The organism is Aequorivita sp. Q41 (assembly GCF_039831855.1).
Lineage (GTDB): Bacteria > Bacteroidota > Bacteroidia > Flavobacteriales > Flavobacteriaceae > Aequorivita.
In genome coordinates this window covers 1,275,892-1,298,010 of the sequence record NZ_JBDPMS010000001.1, presented here as the reverse complement: position 1 = coordinate 1,298,010, position 22,119 = coordinate 1,275,892, and the positions used below count along the sequence as shown (strand labels likewise).

Genomic DNA, 22,119 nt, shown 5'->3' with positions numbered 1-22,119 from the left:
TCACAGGCAACAAACTAAAGACTACCTACCGTCTTAAACTATGTCAATAACCGAATATTTTAATTTACTCTGGACAGATTACACCCTGCGTACCATTACATTAGGAACTGCGGTGCTAGGTGCTATATGTGGCATGTTGGGAAGCTTTGCTGTACTTAGGAAGCAGAGTTTGTTGGGCGATGCCATTTCGCATGCCGCCTTACCGGGTATTGCTTTGGCGTTCTTAATTACAGGTGCTAAGGATTCTGGAACACTCTTGTTGGGTGCTTTGGTAAGTGGATTAATAGGCACCTTTTGGATACGTGGAATTACCACAAAAACACATTTAAAAAGCGATACCGCCCTAGGGTTGATACTCTCCATATTTTTTGGGTTTGGCATGTTGCTATTAACTTTTATTCAAAAACAACCCAATGCCAATCAAGCGGGCTTAGACAAATACCTCTTTGGGCAAGCAGCAACACTCATGGAAAGCGATGTGCGGTTAATGGTTATCGTAACTGGAATTTCACTTTTTGTTATGTTGCTTTTTTGGAAAGAATTTAAGATTCTACTCTTTGATGCAGATTACACTAAAACCATTGGCTTTAACACTAAGTTTATAGATGTTCTAATAACCTTTTTAATAGTATTAGCAATTGTATTGGGGCTTCAAACCGTGGGTGTTGTATTGATGAGCGCTATTTTATTAGCGCCTGCAGCCGCGGCAAGGCAATGGACTAATAGCCTTGGCACTATGGTTATTCTTGCAGCTTTATTTGGTGCTTTTTCCGGTGTTTTCGGTACTGCCATTAGCGCTAGTCAGAATAACCTTTCTACAGGTCCTGTTATCGTTCTTGTAGCTGGAGTATTTGTGCTTTTCTCCTTTATTTTTTCACCCAAAAGAGGCTTGTTGTTTCGGGAGATACGCTTTCATAAAAACCGTTCAGATTTGCAGCTGATGAAAACCCTTCAGTTTATGTATAATATAGCCCAAGAGCACGAAAACATTTCGCATCCGCACGCTATTCGTATATTAAACAACTTCCAAGGGTTTACAAAGAATTCACTTAAAAAATTAGAAAACGAAGGCTGGATAGAAATTAACGGACAACAGTGGGCAATGACACCAAAGGGGTATACCCAAGCACAGCAAATGTATAATCAAAAAGCGATATGAGTAATCCACAAATAGAAATTCAACTTATTGCCGCAGTAGTGGCAGTTGCTTGTGCTATACCGGGAGTGTTTTTGGTGCTTCGTAAAATGGCATTAATAAGCGATGCTATAAGTCATTCTATTCTTCCAGGAGTGGTCATTGGTTTTTTTATCACACAGGATTTAAACTCGCCTTTACTTATTCTTTTAGCCGCTTTAATGGGGGTTATTACCGTTGTTATGGTTGAATTCATTCAAAAAACGGGCTTGGTAAAAGAAGACACGGCTATTGGCTTAGTGTTTCCAGCTTTGTTTAGTATAGGAGTGATATTAATTTCGAAAAACGCAAATGATGTTCACTTAGATGTAGATGCTGTATTACTAGGAGAGCTTGCCTTTGCTCCTTTTAATAGGTTTATGTTAGGCGGGGCAGATTGGGGTCCAAAATCGCTTTGGGTTATGGGCAGTATTTTAGCACTTACTATATGCTTATTAATCTTGTTTTATAAAGAATTAAAAGTAAGCACTTTTGATGCTGGAATTGCTTCAGCTATGGGTATTTCGCCCGTAATTATGCATTATGGCTTAATGTCTATTTCATCTATAACCGTTGTTGGCGCTTTTGATGCTGTAGGTGCAATACTAGTAGTGGCCTTAATGATTGCTCCTGCTGCAACGGCCTATTTGCTAACTACCAACCTTAAAAAAATGATAGGCTTAGCTATGTTTTTCGGTGTTTTTTCGGCAATTTCTGGCTATTGGGTAGCAAATTTACTTGATGCTTCTATCTCTGGTTCTATAGCTACTACTTTGGGTGTGCTGTTTTTAACAGTGTATCTCTTTGCTCCAAAAAAAGGACTTATCTCTGTGATGTACCGCCAAAAGCAACAAAAAATAGAGGTTTCATTAATTACTTTTCTCTTACATTTAAACCGACATGAAGAAGAAAGTGAAAGACATGTAAACCATTTACAAGAACATATAAACTGGCATAAAGTAAGGGCGCGAACAGTTTTAGATTTAGCCGAAAAAAACAACCTTATTGAAATAAAAAACGATGTGGTTTGTCTCACTAAAAAAGGGCTTACTTTTACTGAAAAGTCTTTGGAATACATCATTAATAACAAAGACGAAAAAATTGAGCCTATGAAAGAAGATTTCTTTCTCTTTAGAGGGTAAGTATAAAAGCTGAAGAACTCTCACTAAAAAGCAATAACAGCTAGCATTTATAGCAAGTCAATTTTTTGGCATTATTTTTTATAGTATCTTTAAAGTTGAAATCAATTATTATTACACTAAAATGCTTCAAACAAGTTTCAAAATTAATTGAAGCTGGCAATATAAGACATTTCATATTCAGTATTAACAACTAAATATTACAAATGAAAAATTCACTTTTAGCTATACTTATCCTTTTTTCAACAATTGCATTCGGGCAAGATAATCCTACGCAAGCGCCTAAAATTGCTATAAAAGTAACAAAAGGCGAAACGATTAATCTGGACGGTATAAAAATAAAATTTGCAGAAGTTTTAGAAGATTCTCGTTGTCCTACTAATGTTAACTGTATTTGGGCGGGACGGGCAAAGGTAAAAGTTGAAGTGACTTCAAATGGAAAAACTGAAGAGAAAATCTTGATATTCGGTGAAGTTAGACCTGAAGAAGAAAAAAACACAAATCTCTTTAGTTCTCCAGAGTTTGCAATCAACGGATTAAAATTAAATCCCTACCCCGCTACTTCAGAAAGCATTGGCAAGGATAAAAATTATGTTTTATTGATTTGTAAAGAAAAGAATAGCTAATTAGTTACAGCCACAATCTTTCTTGCCACATTTCGTTTTTCCGCCATCCAGTGTTCCACCGGAGTTTTGGCGTGCTTCAAAAATAGGATTCCACACAAACTTTTTAAGCAAAAAGCCTGCTGCAATTGAAAACGTTATTAATACTAATATTTGCTGCATCTTACAAAGATACTTATTTTATTTCAAAGTTTGATACGCTGCTAAGGCTACTACATAGGCAATAACAGTCATCACAACCAATTGCCACATCGGCCATTTCCAACTATTTGTTTCTCTTTTTACGATGGCCAACGTACTCATGCATTGCATTGCAAATGCATAAAATAAAAGCAACGAAACCCCGCTTGCAAAATTAAACAATGGTCCGCCTAAAACTGGATTTATTTCGGCAGCCATTCTATTTTTTATGGTTTCTTCTTGTTCACTTCCTACACTATAAATAGTTGCTAGTGTTCCTACAAATACCTCACGTGCGGCAAAAGAACTCACAATAGCAATTCCTATTTTCCAATCGTAACCCAATGGCCTCACTGCCGGCTCTATGGCATGCCCCACATGCCCAATGTATGAGTTTTCTAATTTATAAGAATCTACATGCATTGCAAAATCTTCTTCTGACAAATTTTCTGATGCGTATTGTTCCTGAATTATTTCTTCCGCATTATTGAAATCTCCAGGGCCATAAGAAGCCAAAACCCATAGAATAACTGAAATTGCAAGAATAATTTTACCCGCACCAAATACAAACGCTTTGGTTTTTTCAATTACGGTAATTATCACATTCTTTGGAAGCGGAAGTTTGTAGTTTGGCATTTCGACTACAAAAAAACTTTTAGTGCGAATTTTTAAAATTTTATCTAAAATATAGGCCGAAAAAATTGCTGCTCCAAAGCCTAAAATATACATAAACATCAAGGTAAGTCCTTGTAAGCTAAAGATTCCTAAAACCCTATCATCGGGTATAACTAAAGAAATTATAATAAGATAAACAGGCAAACGTGCCGAACAAGTTGTAAAAGGAGTAACTAAAATAGTAATCAATCGTTCCTTCCAGTTTTCAATATTTCGGGTTGCCATAATTGCTGGAATAGCACAAGCAGTACCTGCAACGAGCGGCACAACGCTTTTTCCGCTTAGACCAAAACGACGCATTAATTTGTCCATTAAAAAAACAACGCGACTCATATAACCCGTTTCTTCTAGAATTGAAATAAAGAGAAAAAGAAAGGCAATTTGCGGTATAAAAATTACAATTCCACCCAAGCCAGGAATAATTCCTTCAGCAATTAAATTAGTAAAATCTCCAGCAGGCAAAGTGGTTTTCGCCCATTCGCTAAAAGAAGCAAACGTACTATCTATAAAATCCATAGGGTAGGAACTCCAATCGAATATAGCCTGAAAAATAAGCAAGAGAATGGAAAAGAAAATTACATAACCCCAAACTTTATGTGTTAAAACTCGGTCTAAACGGCTTCTTAAATCTTTTGCATTTGCAGTATCTATATGCAGTGTTTCCTTTAAAGTTTCATTAATAAATTGGTAGCGCGCCACGGTTTCTTTTTGCTGTAGCCGCTTTAGATTGCTAATAGATTCCGTTTGAAAGGTAGCTACACCTTTTAATTCATTTCTATTTAAGGTTCCAAAATTTACATCCTGCGTTATAACGAGCCAAAGTTTGTAAAGATCTTGATTTGGGAAAGCTTTTCGTAATCGATCAAAATACGCTGGGGCAATACTGGAAGCATTTAAACTCGGTTTTACTGAAAGTTGGTTGTAATTTTGAATTAATTCTTTTAAATAATCAAACCCTAAATTTTTCCGAGAACTGATTAAGGCAATTTTAGTATTTAATTTTTCTTCAAGCAATGCAACATCCAGCGTAATTGCCTTACGTTTCATCCTATCCGTCATATTTATGGCAAGAATAGCAGGAATGCCTAAATCTTTTATTTGCGTGAAAAGAAGTAGGTTTCTCTTTAAATTTTCCACATCAGCAACCACCACAGCAACATCAGGAAAATCTTTATCTTTTTTATTCAAAAGTAATTCAATAACCACATTTTCATCAACCGAAGAAGCATTTAAACTGTATGTTCCGGGTAAATCTAGTATGTGAACTTTGCAAGCACGACCAAATTTACTGGTGCCTTGCTTTTTTTCTACAGTAATTCCAGGATAGTTGCCTACTTTTTGGTTCAATCCGGTTAACCGATTAAAAACAGATGTTTTTCCAGTGTTTGGATTTCCAATAAGGGAGACGTTTATGTGTTTTGCCATAGTTCCACTTCGCTCAATAACCGCAATTCGGCTGCGCCTAACTACCAGCGAATTTTTTATTAAAATTATATAAGTTCAATTTCAATCTTACTCGCTGTTTCCTTTCTAATAGCAAGATGACTGCCATTAATGTTGAGGTATAAAGGGTCATTGAATGGAGCTATTTGAACCAAAGTAACTTCATTTCCGGGTAGACAGCCCATCTCTAAAAGTTTTAGAGGAACAATATCTACAGAAAAATCCTTGATAATGCCACGTTGTCCTTTTTTTAATGAAGCTATTGTTAAGCGCATTTTTATTTAGATTGATTTTAAACAAGGCAAAAGTAACGGAAAAAAAGGACTTGGGGAAAGACCTTTTAAACTTTTTTGACCAGGAAATAAGTATAGTAAAGCGAAATCAATCTTCTGCTTTTAAAATAGCAATGTCTGCCAATAATTTTTCCATAGATTCAGAATCGGTACCGTCATAAAACCCGCGTATACGCTTTTTCTTGTCTACAAGTACAAAATTCTCTGTGTGCACCAAATCGTATTCCTGAAAAGGAACGTCTTTGGCAACAAGATATGATTTTCGAGCAAGGTCATAAATCTCTTTTTTATCGCCCGTTAGCAAATTCCACTTGGCATCATTTACGCCTTTTTCCAACGCATATTTCTTTAGCTGTGCAACACTATCTATTTTGGGCGTTACGCTATGGGAAAGCAACATTACGGCATCATCATTCTTCAATTTTTCTTGAATTTTTACCATATTATCAGTCATAATAGGGCAAATAGTTTGGCAAGTTGTAAAGAAAAAATCTGCAACATAAATTTTTCCACTATAATCTCGTTGCGTAATTGTTTTTCCGTTTTGATTGGTTAAACTAAAATCTGCAATGGTGTGATATTTCTTTACGTATTGGAGTGTGGTATCTACCAGTTCTGTTGCTACATCTGCAGGTTGGTATATTTTCAACACAACTTTTGGTTTCATTATTTGATAGATGATAGAAATTATGAGCACCGAAAGAATGAATAGGACAATGGCGAAAAATTTATACTTTCTAAAAAAGGAAATCATTTTTTGGGATTTTATTATACTATATTCAACGTACAAAAATAAAGAGTAAAGTCGTCATTATTCCTATAATTCAATTATTAAAAAAAATAATATATGCTATCCATAGCGCCTTATTTTTTTTGCACGTTCTAAAAGGTTACTTTTGTGCGATTTTTTTGCCTAAACAGACACTATGGCAAACAATCTTTTTAGGCTCGATTTTAGTAACGAGTGATTAAAAATTGAGACTATTTAAAAAATATATTTAAGACACACTATGAGTCCATTTATTGTTAAAGCTATTCAGCTTCTTTTAAGTTTATCCTTACTAATTGTTCTTCACGAATTGGGACATTTTATTCCCGCAAAACTTTTTAAAACTAGAGTTGAAAAGTTCTACTTATTCTTTGATGTAAAATTTTCACTTTTCAAAAAGAAAATTGGTGAAACCGTTTACGGAATTGGCTGGTTGCCCTTGGGTGGTTATGTGAAAATTTCTGGAATGATAGACGAAAGTATGGACAAAGAGCAAATGGCACAACCACCACAACCGTGGGAATTCCGAAGCAAGCCCGCTTGGCAACGGCTAATTATTATGCTTGGAGGTGTAACCGTAAATATTATTGTAGGGTTCGCAATATATATGATGGTTTTATTTGTTTGGGGCAGTCCGGAAATCACTAATACGGATATTCCAGAAGGGCTTTCGGTATCAAAAACCATGGAGCAGTACGGCTTTAAAGAAGGCGACCATATAATTAAGATTGATGGCGAGCAAATAGACAACATTCTTTCTTATAACAATCACTTAAAAATAAATACAAGTTTGATGCTTCGAGGTGTAAAAACAGTTACAGTTCAACATCAAGACAAAACTACGGAGACCCTTACTATTCCTGATGGAATAGGCACACAGTTGTTTAAAGAAGGTATAATGCGCCCTTTTTCATTTCGAAGCAAAGCAGTAATCGATACCGTTGCACCAAATACACCTGCCGCTACAGCTGGCATTGTAAAAGGTGATAAATTTTTATCGGTAAACAATAGTGAGATAAATTCTTGGCAAGATTTTAAAAATTATATGGTCGATGGTGACACCGATCAATTAATTATTGAAATTGAGAATAATGGAATCCTTAAACAAGTTACTGTTGTTCCAGATGAAAATGGAATTATTGGCGTTTCTCCAGAATCTAACGTTACTATTAAGACGAAAAAATATTCAATAGGTGAAAGCATAACATCTGGTTTTAGCTATACCTATTGGACTTTGAGCGATTATATTTCACAGTTTAAATACGTATTTACAAAAGAAGGAGCAACTAAAGTTGGGGGCTTTGGAGCCATTGGAAATCTTTTCCCTGACGCATGGGACTGGCAAAGCTTTTGGGCTACTACTGCTTTAATCTCTATTATTTTAGCATTTATGAATATCCTACCTATACCAGCACTTGATGGTGGTCACGTTATGTTTCTATTATATGAAATGGTAACTGGTAGAAAACCAAACGATAAATTTATGGAATACGCCCAAATGGTAGGCTTTTTTATATTAATAGCTTTAGTATTATTTGCCAACGGAAACGATATTTACCGCTGGTTGTTTGAATAAAACACTTTCTAAAAGAATGATTATTAAAAATACTCCAGGTAATTTCTGGAGTATTTTTTTTGAGGTGTTTTAAAAGGTAAATTTCTTTTGAAAGAATATAAAACTTAAGGAAACCATACTCACACTTGCTTTTACAAGGATATCCTTCTAATTTAGAATTCATTAAGCAACAAAATAAGCCCCTTAAAACACTTAAAGGTTTCACTATTTTTAGTTAAAATGAAAACAAAACAAATAAAGTTTAATTTTTTATTTTGACGGAATCAAAAAATAGGTATATTTGCAACCGCTAACGCAAAATTCCTCCTTAGCTCAGTTGGTTAGAGCATCTGACTGTTAATCAGAGGGTCCTTGGTTCGAGCCCAAGAGGAGGAGCACAGTTAGACAAAGCCATTCAAGAAATTGAGTGGCTTTCGTGTTTTTATGTGGCATTTGATGGCTTATTGGGTTTACATATTACATTCTAAAAAACTTTCTAAGTTTTATACAGGATATACATCCAATTTGGATGTAAGATTCACATTTCATCAAAATCCAGAATCCCGAAAATTTACCTATAGAGCCGATGACTGGGAAATATTTTATAAAATTAAGTGTCAATCCCAAAAACAAGCAATTGCAATTGAAAGTCACATCAAAAAAATGAAAAGCAAAACATACATCCAAAACCTCAAAAAATATCCTGAAATCTCAATAAAACTACTTCAAAAATTCTGTTAAGCAGAGTCCCGATAGCTATCGGGATTGGTTCGAGCCCAAGAGGAGGAGCACAGTTAGACAAAGCCATTCAAGAAATTGAGTGGCTTTCGTGTTTTTATGAAAATTTTTTCGCCTTCTAGTTTAATCTTCTAAATACATAGTACGACAACACGATATTTTATGTTTTTTTTAAGTAGGAAGAACTATTAATTCCCTTAAATTATGGATTCATTTATTACCAATTTTATGAACGAGAATAGAATCGCCTTTTTTATAATAACTGGAGTCCTAGCATTTGTAGGAATTTTGTGGTACGCTTTTGAAAATCCTGCCATTAATCCAAGGCTTGATGCAGAATCTTACACCATTATTCGGAAGTGGGATATGCCTGTTGAATTAAATGAAATCTCTGGAATTAGCTGGATTTCTAATAACAAAATTGCTTGCGTCCAAGATGAAGAAGGCATTATTTTTATCTATAATTTAGATACTGAACTCGTTGAGAAAAAAATAAATTTCGGGGAATCCGGTGATTACGAAGGCCTTACAGTCCTTGATAGTACTGCATATCTAATGGAAAGTAGCGGAAAAATCTTTGAAGTAAGTAATTATTTAAGTCCTAATTTTAAGACTACAGCGTACCAAACGCCTTTTTCAGGTAAAAATAATATGGAATCTTTAGTGGTCGATTCACTTAACCAAAGACTTTTATTTACTGTAAAAGACAAAGACCCAAATAGTAATTCATTTAAAGGGATTTATGCTTTTAATATTGAAACTAAAACCACAAAAGCCTTACCGATTATTAAAATTTCCTTGAATGAAGGGGTGTTTCAATCAAAAGATCCAGATGACGATGCAGATACATCCAGTAATTTTTATCCTTCAGAGCTTGGTATAAATCCTAAAAATGGAACTTATTACGTTTTGGAAGCAAAAAACCCACAATTACTTATTTTAGATAGCATTGGCAAGCCAATAAAACTACACAAATTGCATAAAAAGTCTTTTTCCCAACCCGAAGGAATCACATTTGCACCAGACGGGACTATTTATATTTCCAACGAGGGAAAAAAAGGAACTGCCAATATTCTTGAGGTCGAATTTGAATAAGAATCGTTTTTATAAAAAGCTAGCTAGTATTTTTCTATTAAATTACGAAGCATAATTTCAGTCATTTCATCTAAAGCAATTTTGCTTTCCCAACCCCAATCCTTTCTTGCATGAGTGTCATCAATACTTTGTGGCCAGCTATCCGCAATTTTTTGTCTAAAATCTGGCTCATAATTAATCTTGAATTTTGGAATATGTTTTTGAATACTCGCCGTCATTTCTTCAGGATTAAAGCTCATTGCGGCCAAATTATACGCACTTCGTATTTTAATTTTTTCACTATCAGCTTCCATAATATTTACTGTTGCCTTAATGGCATCGTCCATAAACATCATCGGTAAAGTGGTTTCAGCATTTAAAAAGCAAGTATACTTTTTATGTTTTATCGCTTTATGATAAATGTCGATAGCATAATCTGTTGTTCCTCCTCCAGGTAAGGTTTTATAGCTAATTAAACCTGGATAACGAATGCTACGAACATCTACCCCGTAGCGGTTAAAATAATATTCACACCAGCGTTCACCGGTTTGTTTGCTAATACCATAAACCGTGCTTGGCTCCATAATAGTATGTTGTGGAGTGTTTTGCTTGGGTGTAGAAGGTCCAAATACCGCAATGCTAGAGGGCCAAAATATTTTTTTAATCTTTTTTTCCTTTGCTAAGTTCAAAACATGAAAAAGAGAGTCCATATTAAGGTTCCAACCTTTCATTGGAAATTTTTCAGCAGTAGCAGAAAGCATCGCCGCCATTAAATAAACATCTGAAATTTCATGGCGAATTACTATTTCTTCAATTGCATTGTAGTCCATTGCATCTAAAATTTCAAAAGGACCACTTTCCATAAGTTCATCATCGCCTTCTCGAATATCGCTTGCTATTACTTTATGGTTTCCAAATTTATCTCGAAGATACATTGTTAACTCTGTTCCTATTTGTCCACAAGCTCCAATAATCAGTATTCGCTTTTTCATGTTTTGATTTTAAAAAATGAACGGTAAAGATACGGATATTCGCATTTTTGAACACGTAAAATATTTATTCGCCATTTGGTTAATTACCAGTATATTTGTCCTACTTAAGTTTTTTATGAAGTTTTTAATTCCTGTTTTTATCTGTATCTGCTTCGTTATTTCTTGTGGAAATTCCGAAGCGCATCAAAGTCAAACTCCTACTAACGATACTTCGATTGTTTTTGGCACTCCAGCGTTTACTTTTCCACAACTTTCTGCACCTGCAAAAGAGCAAGCATTACATTGGGGCGTATTAGAAGATTTTTTATCAACTGCCAAAAAAATAAATGGGAGTAATTATCAAAGTATCCGAAATGAATCTGAACTTTTAAAGGGATACACTGACTCTCTCTTTAAAAATATTCCTGATACCTTAAACACCAAACCCATTTATAGTAGATTGTTAGTGTTAAAAACTCGCACCGAATTATTGTTTCAAGCATCGCATCAATCATATATAGATTCAACACGTATTCAAAATTCAGTTGAAGAATTAAATAGTGCATTCACAAATTTGATAATTCATTTGAATGAAAAATTTCAAAAAGATTTTATTGATTTCCAAAGAAAAGAAGATGAAGAAAATGAATTAAAAAAGCAAAAGCGCTTTAAAGACTCTATATTAAATTTAGAGTTACAGGATCAACAAAATAAAAAAGTGTAACAAACACATACAACAAGCAACTTATACCTTATACTATACCAAATTTTAATCACCTTAAAAACAAATTATAAAATGAAAACTAGATTTTTAAAACCTGTTTTGGCTTTTGCATTCGTAGCAGCTGCTGTTACCGCTTGTAAAGAGAAAACGGACGTGGCCCAAACAGATAATGAACCTCATGGAATTATTTTGGAGAATATGGATACAACCGTAAGCCCAAAAGTTGATTTCTACAATTATGTGAATGGAAATTGGATGAAAAACAATGAAATTCCAGACGACCAAACTAATTGGGGTGGGTTTACTATTTTAAGAAAAAAAACAGATGCAGACGTATTAAACATTTTAGCTAAAGCAAAAGAAGGAGGAAAATATGCTCCAGAAACAGACCAGGCAAAAGCATTGATGATTTTTGAATCTAAATTGGATACCATTGCTCGTGATAAAGCCGGCATTGAACCCATAAAACCAATTCTTGATAAAATTGCTGCTATTAATAGTATTGCAGATTTTCAAAAATTAATGGCTCAAGAAGCAGTTGCAGTTTCGCAACCTTTTTTAGGGCTTGCTGCATTTTCAAACCCAAGCAACAGTTCGATGAACTCGGCATATATTACGCCAGGTGGTTTAGGGCTTCCTGATCGTGATTTTTACACAAATACAGACCCTGCTTCTGTAAAAATTCGCCAGCAATATGTGGCTCATATCACTAGAATGCTTCAGTTTTTAGGAGATACTGAAGAAGCTGCACGCGAACAAGCTACTACTATTTTAGCGTTCGAAACAAAACTTGCTACACCTAGATTAGATAAAGTTGCAAGCCGTGATTTTAGAAACTTCAACAATCCACGTTCGGTTGCAGAACTTCAAAATATGCTACCACAGATTAAGTGGGAACAGGTTTTTAAAGATATGGGAGTAACCAAAAAAATGGATACCGTTATCGTTATGCAACCTGCTTACATGGAAACATTAAACCAAATGTTTGCTAATCCTGACTTAGAAACATGGAAAACCGTAATGCGTTGGTCTACATTAAACAACGCAACAGGAATGTTAACTACCGCTATTGATAAAGCAAACTGGGATTTTTATGAAAACACACTTAAAGGTTCTAAAAAGCAAAAACCAGCTAATGAACGTGCGCTTGCAACGGTAAACGGAAGCGTAGGTGAAGCTTTGGGTAAACTTTATGTTGATGAAATGTTCCCTCCAGAAGCAAAAACAAAGGCTGAAGCAATGATTGCTAACGTAATTGCAGCATACAAAGACCGTATCAACGCATTAGATTGGATGAGTGATAGCACTAAAATAAAAGCTATTGAAAAACTAAATAAATTCACCGTAAAAGTTGGTTACCCAGACAAATGGAAAGACTATTCTTCAATGGATGTAAAACCAGGGAATACTTTTTATGACAATATGATTGCCGTTCAAACATACAATTTTATTGATAATCTTGCTAAAATTGATGAGCCGGTAGACCGTACAGAATGGGGAATGAGCCCACAAACTGTAAATGCATATTTCAATCCTTTTAATAATGAAATCGTTTTTCCAGCGGCAATTCTACAACCCCCATTTTATGATTATAAGGCGGATGAGGCTGTTAATTATGGTGGAATGGGTGCAGTAATCGGTCATGAAATTTCGCATGCTTTTGACGATAGTGGCTCTCGTTTTGATGCTAATGGAAACCTAGTAAACTGGTGGACAGAAACAGACTTAGCAAACTTCACAGAACGCGGTAATAAACTTGCTGAACAATACAGCAGTGTTGAAGTTTTAGACAGTGTTTTTATAAATGGAAAATTCACTTTAGGGGAAAATATTGGTGATCTTGGTGGTGTTCTTGGTGCTTATGATGGTTTACAGCGGTTCTATAAAGAAAACGGAAGACCAGATAATATTGATGGGTTTACACCAGAACAGCGTTTCTTTATGAGCTGGGCAACAGTTTGGCGTACTAAATCTCGCGATGAATACATTACGAACCAAGTAAAAACTGATCCACACTCTCCAGGTAAAGTTCGTGCTACTCAACCTTTAGTAAATGTTGATGCTTTCTTTGAGGCTTTCGATATTAAAGAAGGAGACCCAATGTACGTTGCTCCTGAAGACAGAGTTCGTATCTGGTAATTTTAAAATATTTATATAAAAAAAGGAGCTGTAAAAAGCTCCTTTTTTTATATAGAATACTGAAAAGTATAATTCAAAATAGCCGGTAAATTTTCTGAATCTACTTGTTTGAATTCTTCTTCGGAAGTTACTGCAAAAGTGGGGGGGTCTAAACCAAGTGCTTTCGCTTTCTCAATATAATAATCCGCCTTTTTAGGGTGGCTTGGGTTTACGGCATTAAAAATAGTTCCGAAGGCATCTTTTTTTAAAACCGCAACAAGAATATTGATACAATCTTTCCTATCTATTAAATTAACTGGGGCATTGCCATCTGCCAAATCCTTACGTCCTGCCAAATATTTTACAGGTTGACGACTCCCGCCAAGCAACCCCCCAAAGCGGACAATCGTGGTTTGAAACGCATCCGAATTACTAAAAAGTTGTTCTACTTGTCGCAGCTGTTTTCCGGCAATCGTGTTTGGTGCTGGCGTATCTTTTTCGGTTACTTTACCTTGGGCATCATCATAAACCGAAGTGCTGCTTACCAAAATAATTTTAGTTACTGAAGCTTTTTTTATCGCTTCAAGAAAATGAGTCATTTTTAGTACATAATCGGCTCCTGTGTTTTTCCGTAAACCCGGAGGAATCATTATAATTAAATACTCTAAATTATCCAGTAGCGCATTTATTTCGCCATCAATTCCCATTTCTGAAAATTCAACACGATATGCTTCAAAGCCATTTTTTTGCAATAAAGTTGCCTTTTCTACACTTGTAACGGAGCCTTTTACAATATATCCTAAAGTTGCCAAATGGTATGCCAAAGGCTGTCCTAGCCATCCAAGACCAGCAATAGCTACGGTTTTATTCATTATTTAAATTTATAAAAGAATTGTTTTTTAGTGAATCAACCGCTTTAATTTTTAAACTATCTATTGAAAAAGTTCGTTTTACTGCAACGGCATCAGTAATTACAAAGGGCTTCGGCATAGTAAAGTCAGGACGTTCTTCAACATTAAATTGAGTATCTGTCATTAAATTGAATGTGTATTCCATTACTTTAAAAGAAACAGGAATGTCTTTTTCAATTGAAAAACTCACCTTTAAGGAATCATTTCCAGATACATAATAATTGATAATTGCATCATTTTTAGTGCCTCGATACATTTTTCCTTTTTTATAAAGCGAAGCTTCTTGACCATTGAATGCCAATGCTTTAAACAAATAAAACTCACTGCTATACAAGTCTATTTTATTTACGTTTCGTTTTGGGACTATACTAAAGTTAACGTTTCTCAAATTCTCAATAAGAGTGTCTTTTTCTAAAACAACTTCAAAATTAGGAATGTTTTTTTCAGGAGCTTCAGCTGCAAAACTATAAGGAGTTCCGTATTTATTATAGGAGGCGTCGCTTAAAACTTCGGAGGCATTTTTAGGGGTGTCACCTAAATAAAGCTGCGTCCATTCATCAATTTCTTTGTCGTAGGTTAACCAATATGTTTTGTTTGTATCAGCATCTTTATAATAAACCAAGCTATTTGGCTTTTTACGTTCTTCGGAAAAATCGCTTTTAGAATGTGCTTTTATAAAAAAGAAAATAGCTCCTAATAAAAACCCTACTGAAAGGAATTTTTTCATTTTATAAAAAGCGAAAATAGGCCAAAACAACCCAAAAAGTAACACGGTAAACACACAACTTATTACGAGCATTTTCAAGCCCAAACCAACAGGGAAAAATTGAATAAGGGGTGCAAATATAAATATTGCCGGAGCTGCCAAAAATGACATTGCTAGCAAATTTGGTCGTTCTTGCCGCAGCATAATCCAAAAAGATAAAAGCCCGAAAAACACTGGAATAATAAAAAATGCCGCGCCTTTTAAAACGATATAAACACCTACGTTTATTAAAATCCAAAAGAGTAATGGCGCAACATAAAATGAAGCTTCGCAATCTTTTTTGGTAAATCTTTTATAAATCGCAAAGGTAATTGCCAACGAAATGAAGACAAAAAACACAATATACCAATGCCCATTATAGGTAAATCCTTGTTGAATTTCAGCATATTGTGGGTATAAAACTAAAATCAATTTCCACCCGAACAACCCAATTATTCCACAAATAAGAAGGGAAAGTAGAAACGGAACGAAGCCCATAATCAGTGCCTTTCGTTTAAGTTTCTGCTTGTTATAACCGTAAAAAAGTAAAATTAATAAAAGGATAGTTGCAAGAATAAGCATTGGTAGAATCCATGAAAAGGGATAACTTAACATTTTTACTACTGGTAGGTTTACATAAACATCGTCCGTTTCTGCTTTTAATTTTGAAAGATCGGCATCTGCAAAATAATGGATAAGTGGAAGTAGATAACTTCCTTGGTGCGCAAGGCTATTTCTATTTAAATTTTCAAAAGTATCATTCGCGGTATGGTAATTAAAATGACTATCAATAAAAGCAAAGAAGAAGCTATCGATATCGCCATCAGTTCTAAAAATAGTAGAATCGGTATCGTTTGGAAGCATTTTATAAACACTATACATCAGTGAGGAAGCAACTGGAAATTCTGGGTTTGCTTTAATAAATTCTTTTACTAGCTTGGTATTTCCACCGTTGGTTTCTAAGATCATATTGCTTGGACCACTGCTTCCACGCGCCTCAAAATTGAGCACCAAACCCACGTCTTTTGCCCACGGATGCTTCTTTACAAAAAGCTTTGCTCCGTCTAGTCCAATTTCTTCAGCATCAGAAAATAAAATGATGATATCGTTTTTAGGTTTTTCTCCTGATGCCAAATATGCACGTACACTTTCCAAAATAGTAACCAAACCACTCCCTGCGTCACTGGCTCCAAATGATGGCACAAGTGCGCTGTCATAATGTGAAAGTAACAACAATGCTTTTCCCCTTTCTGAACCTTTAATACGCGCTATAATATTTACGGGTTTATTAAGCGTTTTGGATTCTTTATTAAGACTAAACCCCTCTTGTGTTTGCGATTCAAGACCTAATTTATTTAATTCTGAAATTAAATAATCACGAACCTCTGTATGTCCTTTAGAGCCTAAATAATGCGGTTTTTTCGAAATTTCCTGTAGCGGCTGTAGTGCTTTAGCAACTGAAAATTCAGTGTTGGCAACTGCTTCTCCTTCTTCATAATGCGGCATTAATCCATAAAAACTATAAAAAACCAAAGCAACGATAATGAGCAGGGATAAAATGGTGCCAATTTTTTTCATGGATGAGAAGTTTAGAATGTTAAAAATACAATATTAATCGTAAGTATAATTTGTTCTTGAACGAGGTATTTCAACCATATCATAAAATTGATTATCTTAGAAGTTCGCAAAAAACTAAAACTATGGGAATTAAAAGTTTTATTGGCAGAAGGGTAAAGCCTAAAAAAGGGGTTTCTGAAAAAATTAAAGTGTCAGATTATATGACGCGAAATCTAGTTACATTCCGACCGGAACAATCCATTTTGGAAGTAATGGAGGTGCTTTTAAAAAAACGGATTTCTGGTGGGCCAGTAGTTAATGAAAATAATGAATTAGTGGGGATTATTTCTGAAGGAGATTGTATGAAACAGCTAAGCGATTCTCGGTATCACAATCACCCAATGGAAGACATAAAAGTAGAAGAACACATGATAAAGAATGTGGATACTATTGATGGCAACATGAATGTGCTTGATGCAACCACTAAGTTTTTGGAATCAAAACACAGACGTTTTCCCATATTGGAAAATGGAAAGCTCGTAGGGCAAATAAGCCAGAGTGATGTATTGCGCGCTGCAATGGAATTAAAAGGGCAAACTTGGTAATTATTCTTTTTCGTTAAAAATAATTTCAATTCTTTTATCAGGAATCAACCACATAAAGGCAACCAAGACATATAAAACAGCAGCTACCCAGGGTATAAAAAAGGCTAAAATAATTCCTAAAATATACAAGATGGGAGACGCCTTGCCTTTATAATCTTTTCCTACGGCTTTGGACAATAGAGAGTCTTTCCCTTGTTCAGCTAAAATTCTATTTTGTAAAATAAAATAGGCAATGGCTGCCATTAAGAGAACACCGCCATAAAGTGCCATTGGTAGTTCTGCAAAATTATTTTCACCCATCCATCCCGTTGCAAAAGGAATCATGGAAAGCCAAAATAACAAATGAAGATTTGCCCATAAAATGCCTCCATTCACTTTTTGAACGGTATGCATCATGTGGTGGTGGTTATTCCAGTAAATACCTATATATATAAAACTTAATATATAACTTAAAAACACAGGTACTAAAGGCATTAATGCTTCCATATCGGTTCCGTGAGGAACTTTCATTTCTAAAACCATTATTGTAATTATAATGGCAAGTACGCCATCACTAAAAGCTTCCAATCTACTACTGTTCATCTATTTATTTTTAAGTGAATGACAAAACGTTTATTTCTGACAGATTAAATTACGCAAAATTAGACAAAAATTAAAAAACACAATATATTGATAATTAATGATTTGTATGGCATCTATATACAACAAGGGACAAATTTCAGCTAATACTAAGATAAGCTAATTACTACTAAATCAATTAATTGTTGAAAAGTATGTTGAAAACACTTTTGTTATTTAAATGGTAACAGGTTGTTTTTATTTTAAATTTGAATAACCTTTTATTAATCAGATAACTCAGTCATTATGGAAAACACTCACGAAACTAAACAGAAGTCAGTTAGGCTAAAGCCTGATTTGATACAAAAAGTAGAAAAAATGGCAGAAGAACAGAACAGAACTTGGAACAATATGGTTGAAACCATATTGATAAATGAGACTAGAAAATATTGCTAAAAATAAAAGCGACACTTTGCCGAGTGTCGCTTTTTAATAAGCCGAATTTCTTACGGCTTTGTGTTAAGAAAATAGTATTAATTTTTTAAATTCCAAGATTATGGCCAAAACAGGCGGGGGCAAGAAAAAAGTGTATGTAGCCCCACATACAAGGAATGGTAAAAAAGTAGGACCTCATTACAGGTCTACTCCAAACTAAAACTATTTTTTCTGGAGCACTATCCTTAGTAGTGTTCCTTGGGATTTGGAAAGTCCATTTCCGACATTGTTTAATTAAATCGATCAGACCTAATGAAAGTAGTCAGAACAACGATCACTATTCCGTCAAGGACGGTAAGGATCACTCGGACAATTCGCATTACTCGACGCATTGTGCGTAGGTAATCGGTATTGAGGGTACGACCTCAGTATCCTATAAGTGTCGCTCAGCTTAGTGAGCCTAGAACATTAAATTAGTAAAAGAAAGAACAATCAAACATATAATTGCCTGAAAGTTATGTAAAGATTTCCCTCATAAGGTTTTCCTTTAGCACTCCAAAATTTTACTTCTTAGAACTTAAAACGTCTATACTTAACGGTAAAGGCGTTTTTTTATTGGGTAAATATACGTTGTGAATTTAGTAAAAACAAGGCAAATGCCATATTAACTTATCAACAATGTGCGCACATCTGTTAACTATTCATACATTTGTGCGCATATATGGACGCAAGAACCCAACATTTAATTGTCGCAATTCAAAATCATGAGGTTGTTTTTGCTGAAAAAACAGTCGCTAGGTTCGTTGATGGAATGAAGGGTTTAGAGCCAAATTTTATCACGAGACAAACCTTAACCGTAAAATTAGACGACTATGGGTTTTATTGTTTTGTAAGTCCTAAAGGAAAGGTTTATGAAATATACTTGTATACTAATCCATCATATAAACCACAAAAAAGAAAGTCTAAAAATGCTTAACCTTCCAAACAGAATAATCTTTATATATCACGGGATATTCTTTTTTCCGAATTATAGTATTGTAAGAATAAAAGTCTTTATTTTGCAGATAATCACAAACCTTTTTCAGATTTCCAAAAGTTCCCAAAACATTACCGTCCTCTAGTAGCACAAAGTTTGTGCGGTCTTTTTGTTGTTCCTTGTATGTAGTCATAGGGCAAATATATAATTAAATACAATTATAATCGAAAATAACTGTATTATTATTTGCTTTATGTCAATATATTCGATTATATTTATACAATAAAACAATAAGACTATGAATTTCAAATCTCTACAACAGCTTTTAGACTACTTTAAGGACGAAAAAACTTGTATTGCATATTACGAGCAACTTCGTTGGGGAAATAACCCTGCGTGTCCTCATTGTGGTAGCTTGAATCCATATAAAACCACAAGAGGTTATAAGTGTTCGGATAAAGATTGTTATAAAAAATTCACAGTTAAAGTGGGTACGATCTTTGAAAACTCTAAAATATCTTTCCGTATTTGGTTCGGCGCAATTTATTTGGCTACATCACACAAGAAAGGTATTAGTAGTGTTCAACTTGCTTTGGACTTAGGTATAACTCAAAAAACCGCTTGGTTTGTATTGCACCGCATCCGTGAAATGCTGAAAGATAAAGCACCGCAAATGTTGGGAGAAAAAAATATGGTAGAAATTGACGAATCTTATATTGGTGGTAAACAAGGAAACAAGCACACAGGTAAAAGACGTTCTGATATTTACCCGCACTTGAACAATGATGGCACACCTTACAAGCCTAAAAATATGGTAGTAGGGCTTATCGAGCGTGATGGTAAAGTTGTATTAAGACACGTACAAAGAGCGGTTAATTATGAGATTCAACCTATTATTGATGTTCACGTAAAACACGGTGCGGAAATCCACACGGACGAAAGCCATATTTATCGTAATCTGAATTTATCCTACACACACGAAACGGTAGTACATTCTGCTCGTCAGTATGTAGTGGGTAACGTTCACACGAATACTATTGAAAACTTTTGGAGTGTTTTAAAGCGTGGTTTGAATGGAATTTACCACCAAGTAAGCGACAAGCATTTGGAACGTTATTTGGACGAGTATGCAGGTCGTTTTAATACTCGAAACCTTAGTTCACAGGAGCGTTTTGAAAGCTTCCTTTTACAAAGTGAGAGTTATTTATCTTATAAAGAGTTAACAAAATAAAAAACCTCTTTATAAGAGGTTTTTTTCTGTAGCTAAATTGCTATAATATCGTTTGTTTTCATAAGATTTCGTTTTTATTCTTTAATTTTACTTGTGTTTCCACTTAAAAAAGAACCATTAATTAAATCGTTTTTATGTCTAAAAGTGTATATTTTTACCACTGAAAAACCGCTTAATGAATGCTTTGCGAGTACTTCAAACCTAAGTCTTTTATTTGATCCAACCAAATCATTTAGCTTTTCTTTTGAAAAAAACTGTACGGCATAGTCAGTTCTTTTCTTCAATCGTCTTTCATTAAATATTAAATCTTGGAAGCAATGTCTGATATTGAATCTGTTTAATATCCATGTTTCGTTCTTTCTTAGCGTTATTTCTTCACAATGAAAATCTTCATTATTTTCAGAAGGCACTAACTCTATAGAATATAACCTTACTTTTATATCATAAACCTTAAAAAACCAAGATTTGTTAACTACTTTAAAACCAAAATGAGTTTCCATTTCGTCATCCTCATTCTCCCTTTCTTCAATAGAAATTTTTTCACATATCTTTATTTTTGGCTTTAATCTGCTTAATGCAAACAAAAACAGTGCCGATGAAGCCACCCCTGCAATAATACTACCTATGTAAGCAAACAATAAGTCTTTCATATTTAAACATTAAATTACATGGAGAAATGCGAATTTAATAAATTTTTAACAAAAAACTAATTTGGTAAAAATGAATTATCTTTACAGCAATGAATAAAGACAAAAAACCTGAAAAGGAACGCTCCGAGAAGTACGAAGACAAGCTTCACATTAATACTTCTCTTGACGATGTTTTAAAAGTTTCCGTTCCCAAACCAAAGGATAAGAAACCTAAATAGTATTGCATTTGGGAAAGCCCTTAATTGTAGTTCGCATTTCTACAAGATGTAAAGCAGTTCTTTAATAAATAGGCAATCCGCCAAAAGGTTAATAGGCTTTAACCAACGTTTCCCGATAAGGGATAAAGGATACTAACTCCTTTGAAGCTGAAAAAACTTTACTTTCCAAAAAAAATCTTGCTGGATTATCGTAGCCCATATATTTAGTGTTGTCCCACTTTGTATATAGATGCCATTTGTATTTTAATAATCATTTGCAAACGTTTACAAACGACTATAAACGAAAGTAAACAAGTAACTACCGCCTAAAGCTTTAGAGTGGCCATAAGTTTGCCCTGTCGGATTAAATGAAATGCGATAGTATCAATTGTTTAACATAAAAAAATTAGAAAACATGAGCACGCTTAGAAACAAAGTACAGTTGATTGGAAACTTGGGAAACGACCCAGAAATCATCACCCTTGACGGGGGAAAAAAACTAGCAAAATTTAATCTTGCTACGAACGAAACCTATAAAAACCAAAAAGGAGAAAAGGTTACAGACACACAATGGCATAATATTATAGCCTGGGGGAAAACAGCAGAAATAGTTGAAAACTATGTTACGAAAGGCAAGGAGATTGCTATTGAAGGAAAACTTACCTCAAGATCCTATGACGATAAAGAAGGAAATAAAAAATATATTACGGAGGTTGTTTGCAATGAACTAGTCATGCTGGGGAGCAAATAAAAAAAACTAGTAAAATAGGTCCTTACT

22 protein-coding genes and 1 tRNA gene are annotated in these 22,119 nt (G+C 34.5%); 14 read left to right on the top strand and 9 right to left on the bottom strand.

Annotated features, from left to right (window positions below; all coding sequences use genetic code 11):
• Nucleotides 1-40 precede the first annotated feature (40 nt).
• The 3 genes from ABJ955_RS06055 (at nucleotide 41) to ABJ955_RS06045 (ending at nucleotide 2,939) form a co-directional block, all read left to right on the top strand.
• Nucleotides 41-1,159, top strand: coding sequence for a metal ABC transporter permease (locus tag ABJ955_RS06055; RefSeq protein ID WP_347373699.1), 1,119 nt, complete (start codon nucleotides 41-43; stop codon nucleotides 1,157-1,159).
• Complete coding sequence (locus ABJ955_RS06050) at nucleotides 1,156-2,316, top strand: metal ABC transporter permease (RefSeq protein WP_347373698.1); 1,161 nt, start codon at nucleotides 1,156-1,158, stop codon at nucleotides 2,314-2,316. The genes ABJ955_RS06055 and ABJ955_RS06050 overlap by 4 nt, the downstream gene beginning before the upstream one ends.
• A gap of 203 nt (nucleotides 2,317-2,519) precedes the next feature.
• Nucleotides 2,520-2,939 (top strand): hypothetical protein, encoded by a 420-nt coding sequence (locus ABJ955_RS06045; RefSeq protein ID WP_347373697.1) that lies wholly within the window; start codon nucleotides 2,520-2,522, stop codon nucleotides 2,937-2,939.
• Here ABJ955_RS06045 and ABJ955_RS06040 read toward each other — a convergent pair whose 3' ends face one another.
• The 4 genes from ABJ955_RS06040 to ABJ955_RS06025 all read right to left on the bottom strand — a co-directional run bounded on the left by ABJ955_RS06040 (nucleotide 2,940) and on the right by ABJ955_RS06025 (nucleotide 6,281).
• The gene (locus tag ABJ955_RS06040; RefSeq protein WP_347373696.1) at nucleotides 2,940-3,098 is read right to left on the bottom strand and encodes a hypothetical protein; all 159 of its coding nucleotides are present in this window, start codon (nucleotides 3,096-3,098) and stop codon (nucleotides 2,940-2,942) included. It abuts the gene before it with no gap.
• Nucleotides 3,099-3,116: 18 nt separating this feature from the next.
• A complete protein-coding gene (feoB, locus tag ABJ955_RS06035) occupies nucleotides 3,117-5,216 on the bottom strand; it encodes a ferrous iron transport protein B (protein WP_347373695.1) in 2,100 nt (699 codons plus the stop codon).
• A gap of 65 nt (nucleotides 5,217-5,281) precedes the next feature.
• Nucleotides 5,282-5,509 carry a FeoA family protein gene (locus tag ABJ955_RS06030; protein ID WP_347373694.1) on the bottom strand — a complete coding sequence of 76 codons (228 nt, stop codon included), beginning with the start codon at nucleotides 5,507-5,509 and terminating at the stop codon, nucleotides 5,282-5,284.
• A 106-nt stretch (nucleotides 5,510-5,615) separates the two neighbouring features.
• On the bottom strand, nucleotides 5,616-6,281 hold the full coding sequence (locus ABJ955_RS06025; RefSeq protein WP_347373693.1) for an SCO family protein: 666 nt from the start codon (nucleotides 6,279-6,281) through the stop codon (nucleotides 5,616-5,618).
• Nucleotides 6,282-6,537: 256 nt separating this feature from the next.
• Here ABJ955_RS06025 and rseP point away from each other — a divergent pair, with 256 nt between their 5' ends.
• The 4 genes from rseP to ABJ955_RS06005 all read left to right on the top strand — a co-directional run bounded on the left by rseP (nucleotide 6,538) and on the right by ABJ955_RS06005 (nucleotide 9,684).
• Nucleotides 6,538-7,872 carry an RIP metalloprotease RseP gene (rseP, locus tag ABJ955_RS06020; protein ID WP_347373692.1) on the top strand — a complete coding sequence of 445 codons (1,335 nt, stop codon included), beginning with the start codon at nucleotides 6,538-6,540 and terminating at the stop codon, nucleotides 7,870-7,872.
• Nucleotides 7,873-8,173: 301 nt separating this feature from the next.
• A tRNA-Asn gene (locus tag ABJ955_RS06015) sits at nucleotides 8,174-8,247 on the top strand.
• Between the two features lie 48 nt (nucleotides 8,248-8,295).
• Nucleotides 8,296-8,592, top strand: coding sequence for a GIY-YIG nuclease family protein (locus ABJ955_RS06010; protein ID WP_347374370.1), 297 nt, complete (start codon nucleotides 8,296-8,298; stop codon nucleotides 8,590-8,592).
• Nucleotides 8,593-8,793: 201 nt separating this feature from the next.
• On the top strand, nucleotides 8,794-9,684 hold the full coding sequence (locus ABJ955_RS06005; protein ID WP_347373691.1) for an SdiA-regulated domain-containing protein: 891 nt from the start codon (nucleotides 8,794-8,796) through the stop codon (nucleotides 9,682-9,684).
• Nucleotides 9,685-9,707: 23 nt separating this feature from the next.
• Here the strand turns inward: ABJ955_RS06005 and ABJ955_RS06000 are convergent, their stop codons facing one another.
• A complete protein-coding gene (locus tag ABJ955_RS06000) occupies nucleotides 9,708-10,655 on the bottom strand; it encodes an NAD-dependent epimerase/dehydratase family protein (protein ID WP_347373690.1) in 948 nt (315 codons plus the stop codon).
• Between the two features lie 16 nt (nucleotides 10,656-10,671).
• Between ABJ955_RS06000 and ABJ955_RS05995 the strand changes: the two genes are divergently transcribed.
• Both ABJ955_RS05995 and ABJ955_RS05990 read left to right on the top strand, forming a co-directional pair.
• Nucleotides 10,672-11,358: a hypothetical protein gene (locus ABJ955_RS05995; RefSeq protein ID WP_347373689.1), complete on the top strand. Its 687-nt coding sequence runs from the start codon at nucleotides 10,672-10,674 to the stop codon at nucleotides 11,356-11,358.
• Between the two features lie 72 nt (nucleotides 11,359-11,430).
• Complete coding sequence (locus tag ABJ955_RS05990; protein WP_347373688.1) at nucleotides 11,431-13,497, top strand: M13 family metallopeptidase; 2,067 nt, start codon at nucleotides 11,431-11,433, stop codon at nucleotides 13,495-13,497.
• Between the two features lie 47 nt (nucleotides 13,498-13,544).
• Here ABJ955_RS05990 and ABJ955_RS05985 read toward each other — a convergent pair whose 3' ends face one another.
• Nucleotides 13,545-14,348 (bottom strand): NAD(P)H-binding protein, encoded by an 804-nt coding sequence (locus ABJ955_RS05985; RefSeq protein ID WP_347373687.1) that lies wholly within the window; start codon nucleotides 14,346-14,348, stop codon nucleotides 13,545-13,547.
• Nucleotides 14,341-16,710 carry a M20/M25/M40 family metallo-hydrolase gene (locus ABJ955_RS05980; RefSeq protein ID WP_347373686.1) on the bottom strand — a complete coding sequence of 790 codons (2,370 nt, stop codon included), beginning with the start codon at nucleotides 16,708-16,710 and terminating at the stop codon, nucleotides 14,341-14,343. Before ABJ955_RS05980 ends, ABJ955_RS05985 begins: the two co-directional genes overlap by 8 nt.
• Before the next feature lie 122 nt (nucleotides 16,711-16,832).
• Here ABJ955_RS05980 and ABJ955_RS05975 point away from each other — a divergent pair, with 122 nt between their 5' ends.
• Nucleotides 16,833-17,294: a CBS domain-containing protein gene (locus ABJ955_RS05975; RefSeq protein ID WP_347373685.1), complete on the top strand. Its 462-nt coding sequence runs from the start codon at nucleotides 16,833-16,835 to the stop codon at nucleotides 17,292-17,294.
• Here the strand turns inward: ABJ955_RS05975 and ABJ955_RS05970 are convergent, their stop codons facing one another.
• The gene (locus tag ABJ955_RS05970; RefSeq protein WP_347373684.1) at nucleotides 17,295-17,876 is read right to left on the bottom strand and encodes a TMEM175 family protein; all 582 of its coding nucleotides are present in this window, start codon (nucleotides 17,874-17,876) and stop codon (nucleotides 17,295-17,297) included.
• A 1,132-nt stretch (nucleotides 17,877-19,008) separates the two neighbouring features.
• On the opposite strand from ABJ955_RS05970, the gene ABJ955_RS05965 reads away from it, so the two are divergent.
• Together ABJ955_RS05965 and ABJ955_RS05960 are read left to right on the top strand one after the other, a co-directional pair.
• The gene (locus ABJ955_RS05965) at nucleotides 19,009-19,263 is read left to right on the top strand and encodes a hypothetical protein (RefSeq protein WP_347373683.1); all 255 of its coding nucleotides are present in this window, start codon (nucleotides 19,009-19,011) and stop codon (nucleotides 19,261-19,263) included.
• A 298-nt stretch (nucleotides 19,264-19,561) separates the two neighbouring features.
• Nucleotides 19,562-20,494, top strand: coding sequence for an IS1595 family transposase (locus ABJ955_RS05960; protein WP_347373682.1), 933 nt, complete (start codon nucleotides 19,562-19,564; stop codon nucleotides 20,492-20,494).
• A 74-nt stretch (nucleotides 20,495-20,568) separates the two neighbouring features.
• Here ABJ955_RS05960 and ABJ955_RS05955 read toward each other — a convergent pair whose 3' ends face one another.
• The gene (locus ABJ955_RS05955) at nucleotides 20,569-21,144 is read right to left on the bottom strand and encodes a hypothetical protein (RefSeq protein WP_347373681.1); all 576 of its coding nucleotides are present in this window, start codon (nucleotides 21,142-21,144) and stop codon (nucleotides 20,569-20,571) included.
• Between the two features lie 89 nt (nucleotides 21,145-21,233).
• On the opposite strand from ABJ955_RS05955, the gene ABJ955_RS05950 reads away from it, so the two are divergent.
• Both ABJ955_RS05950 and ssb read left to right on the top strand, forming a co-directional pair.
• Complete coding sequence (locus ABJ955_RS05950) at nucleotides 21,234-21,362, top strand: hypothetical protein (RefSeq protein WP_347373680.1); 129 nt, start codon at nucleotides 21,234-21,236, stop codon at nucleotides 21,360-21,362.
• Nucleotides 21,363-21,756: 394 nt separating this feature from the next.
• Nucleotides 21,757-22,092: a single-stranded DNA-binding protein gene (ssb, locus tag ABJ955_RS05945; protein WP_347373679.1), complete on the top strand. Its 336-nt coding sequence runs from the start codon at nucleotides 21,757-21,759 to the stop codon at nucleotides 22,090-22,092.
• Nucleotides 22,093-22,119 lie beyond the last annotated feature (27 nt).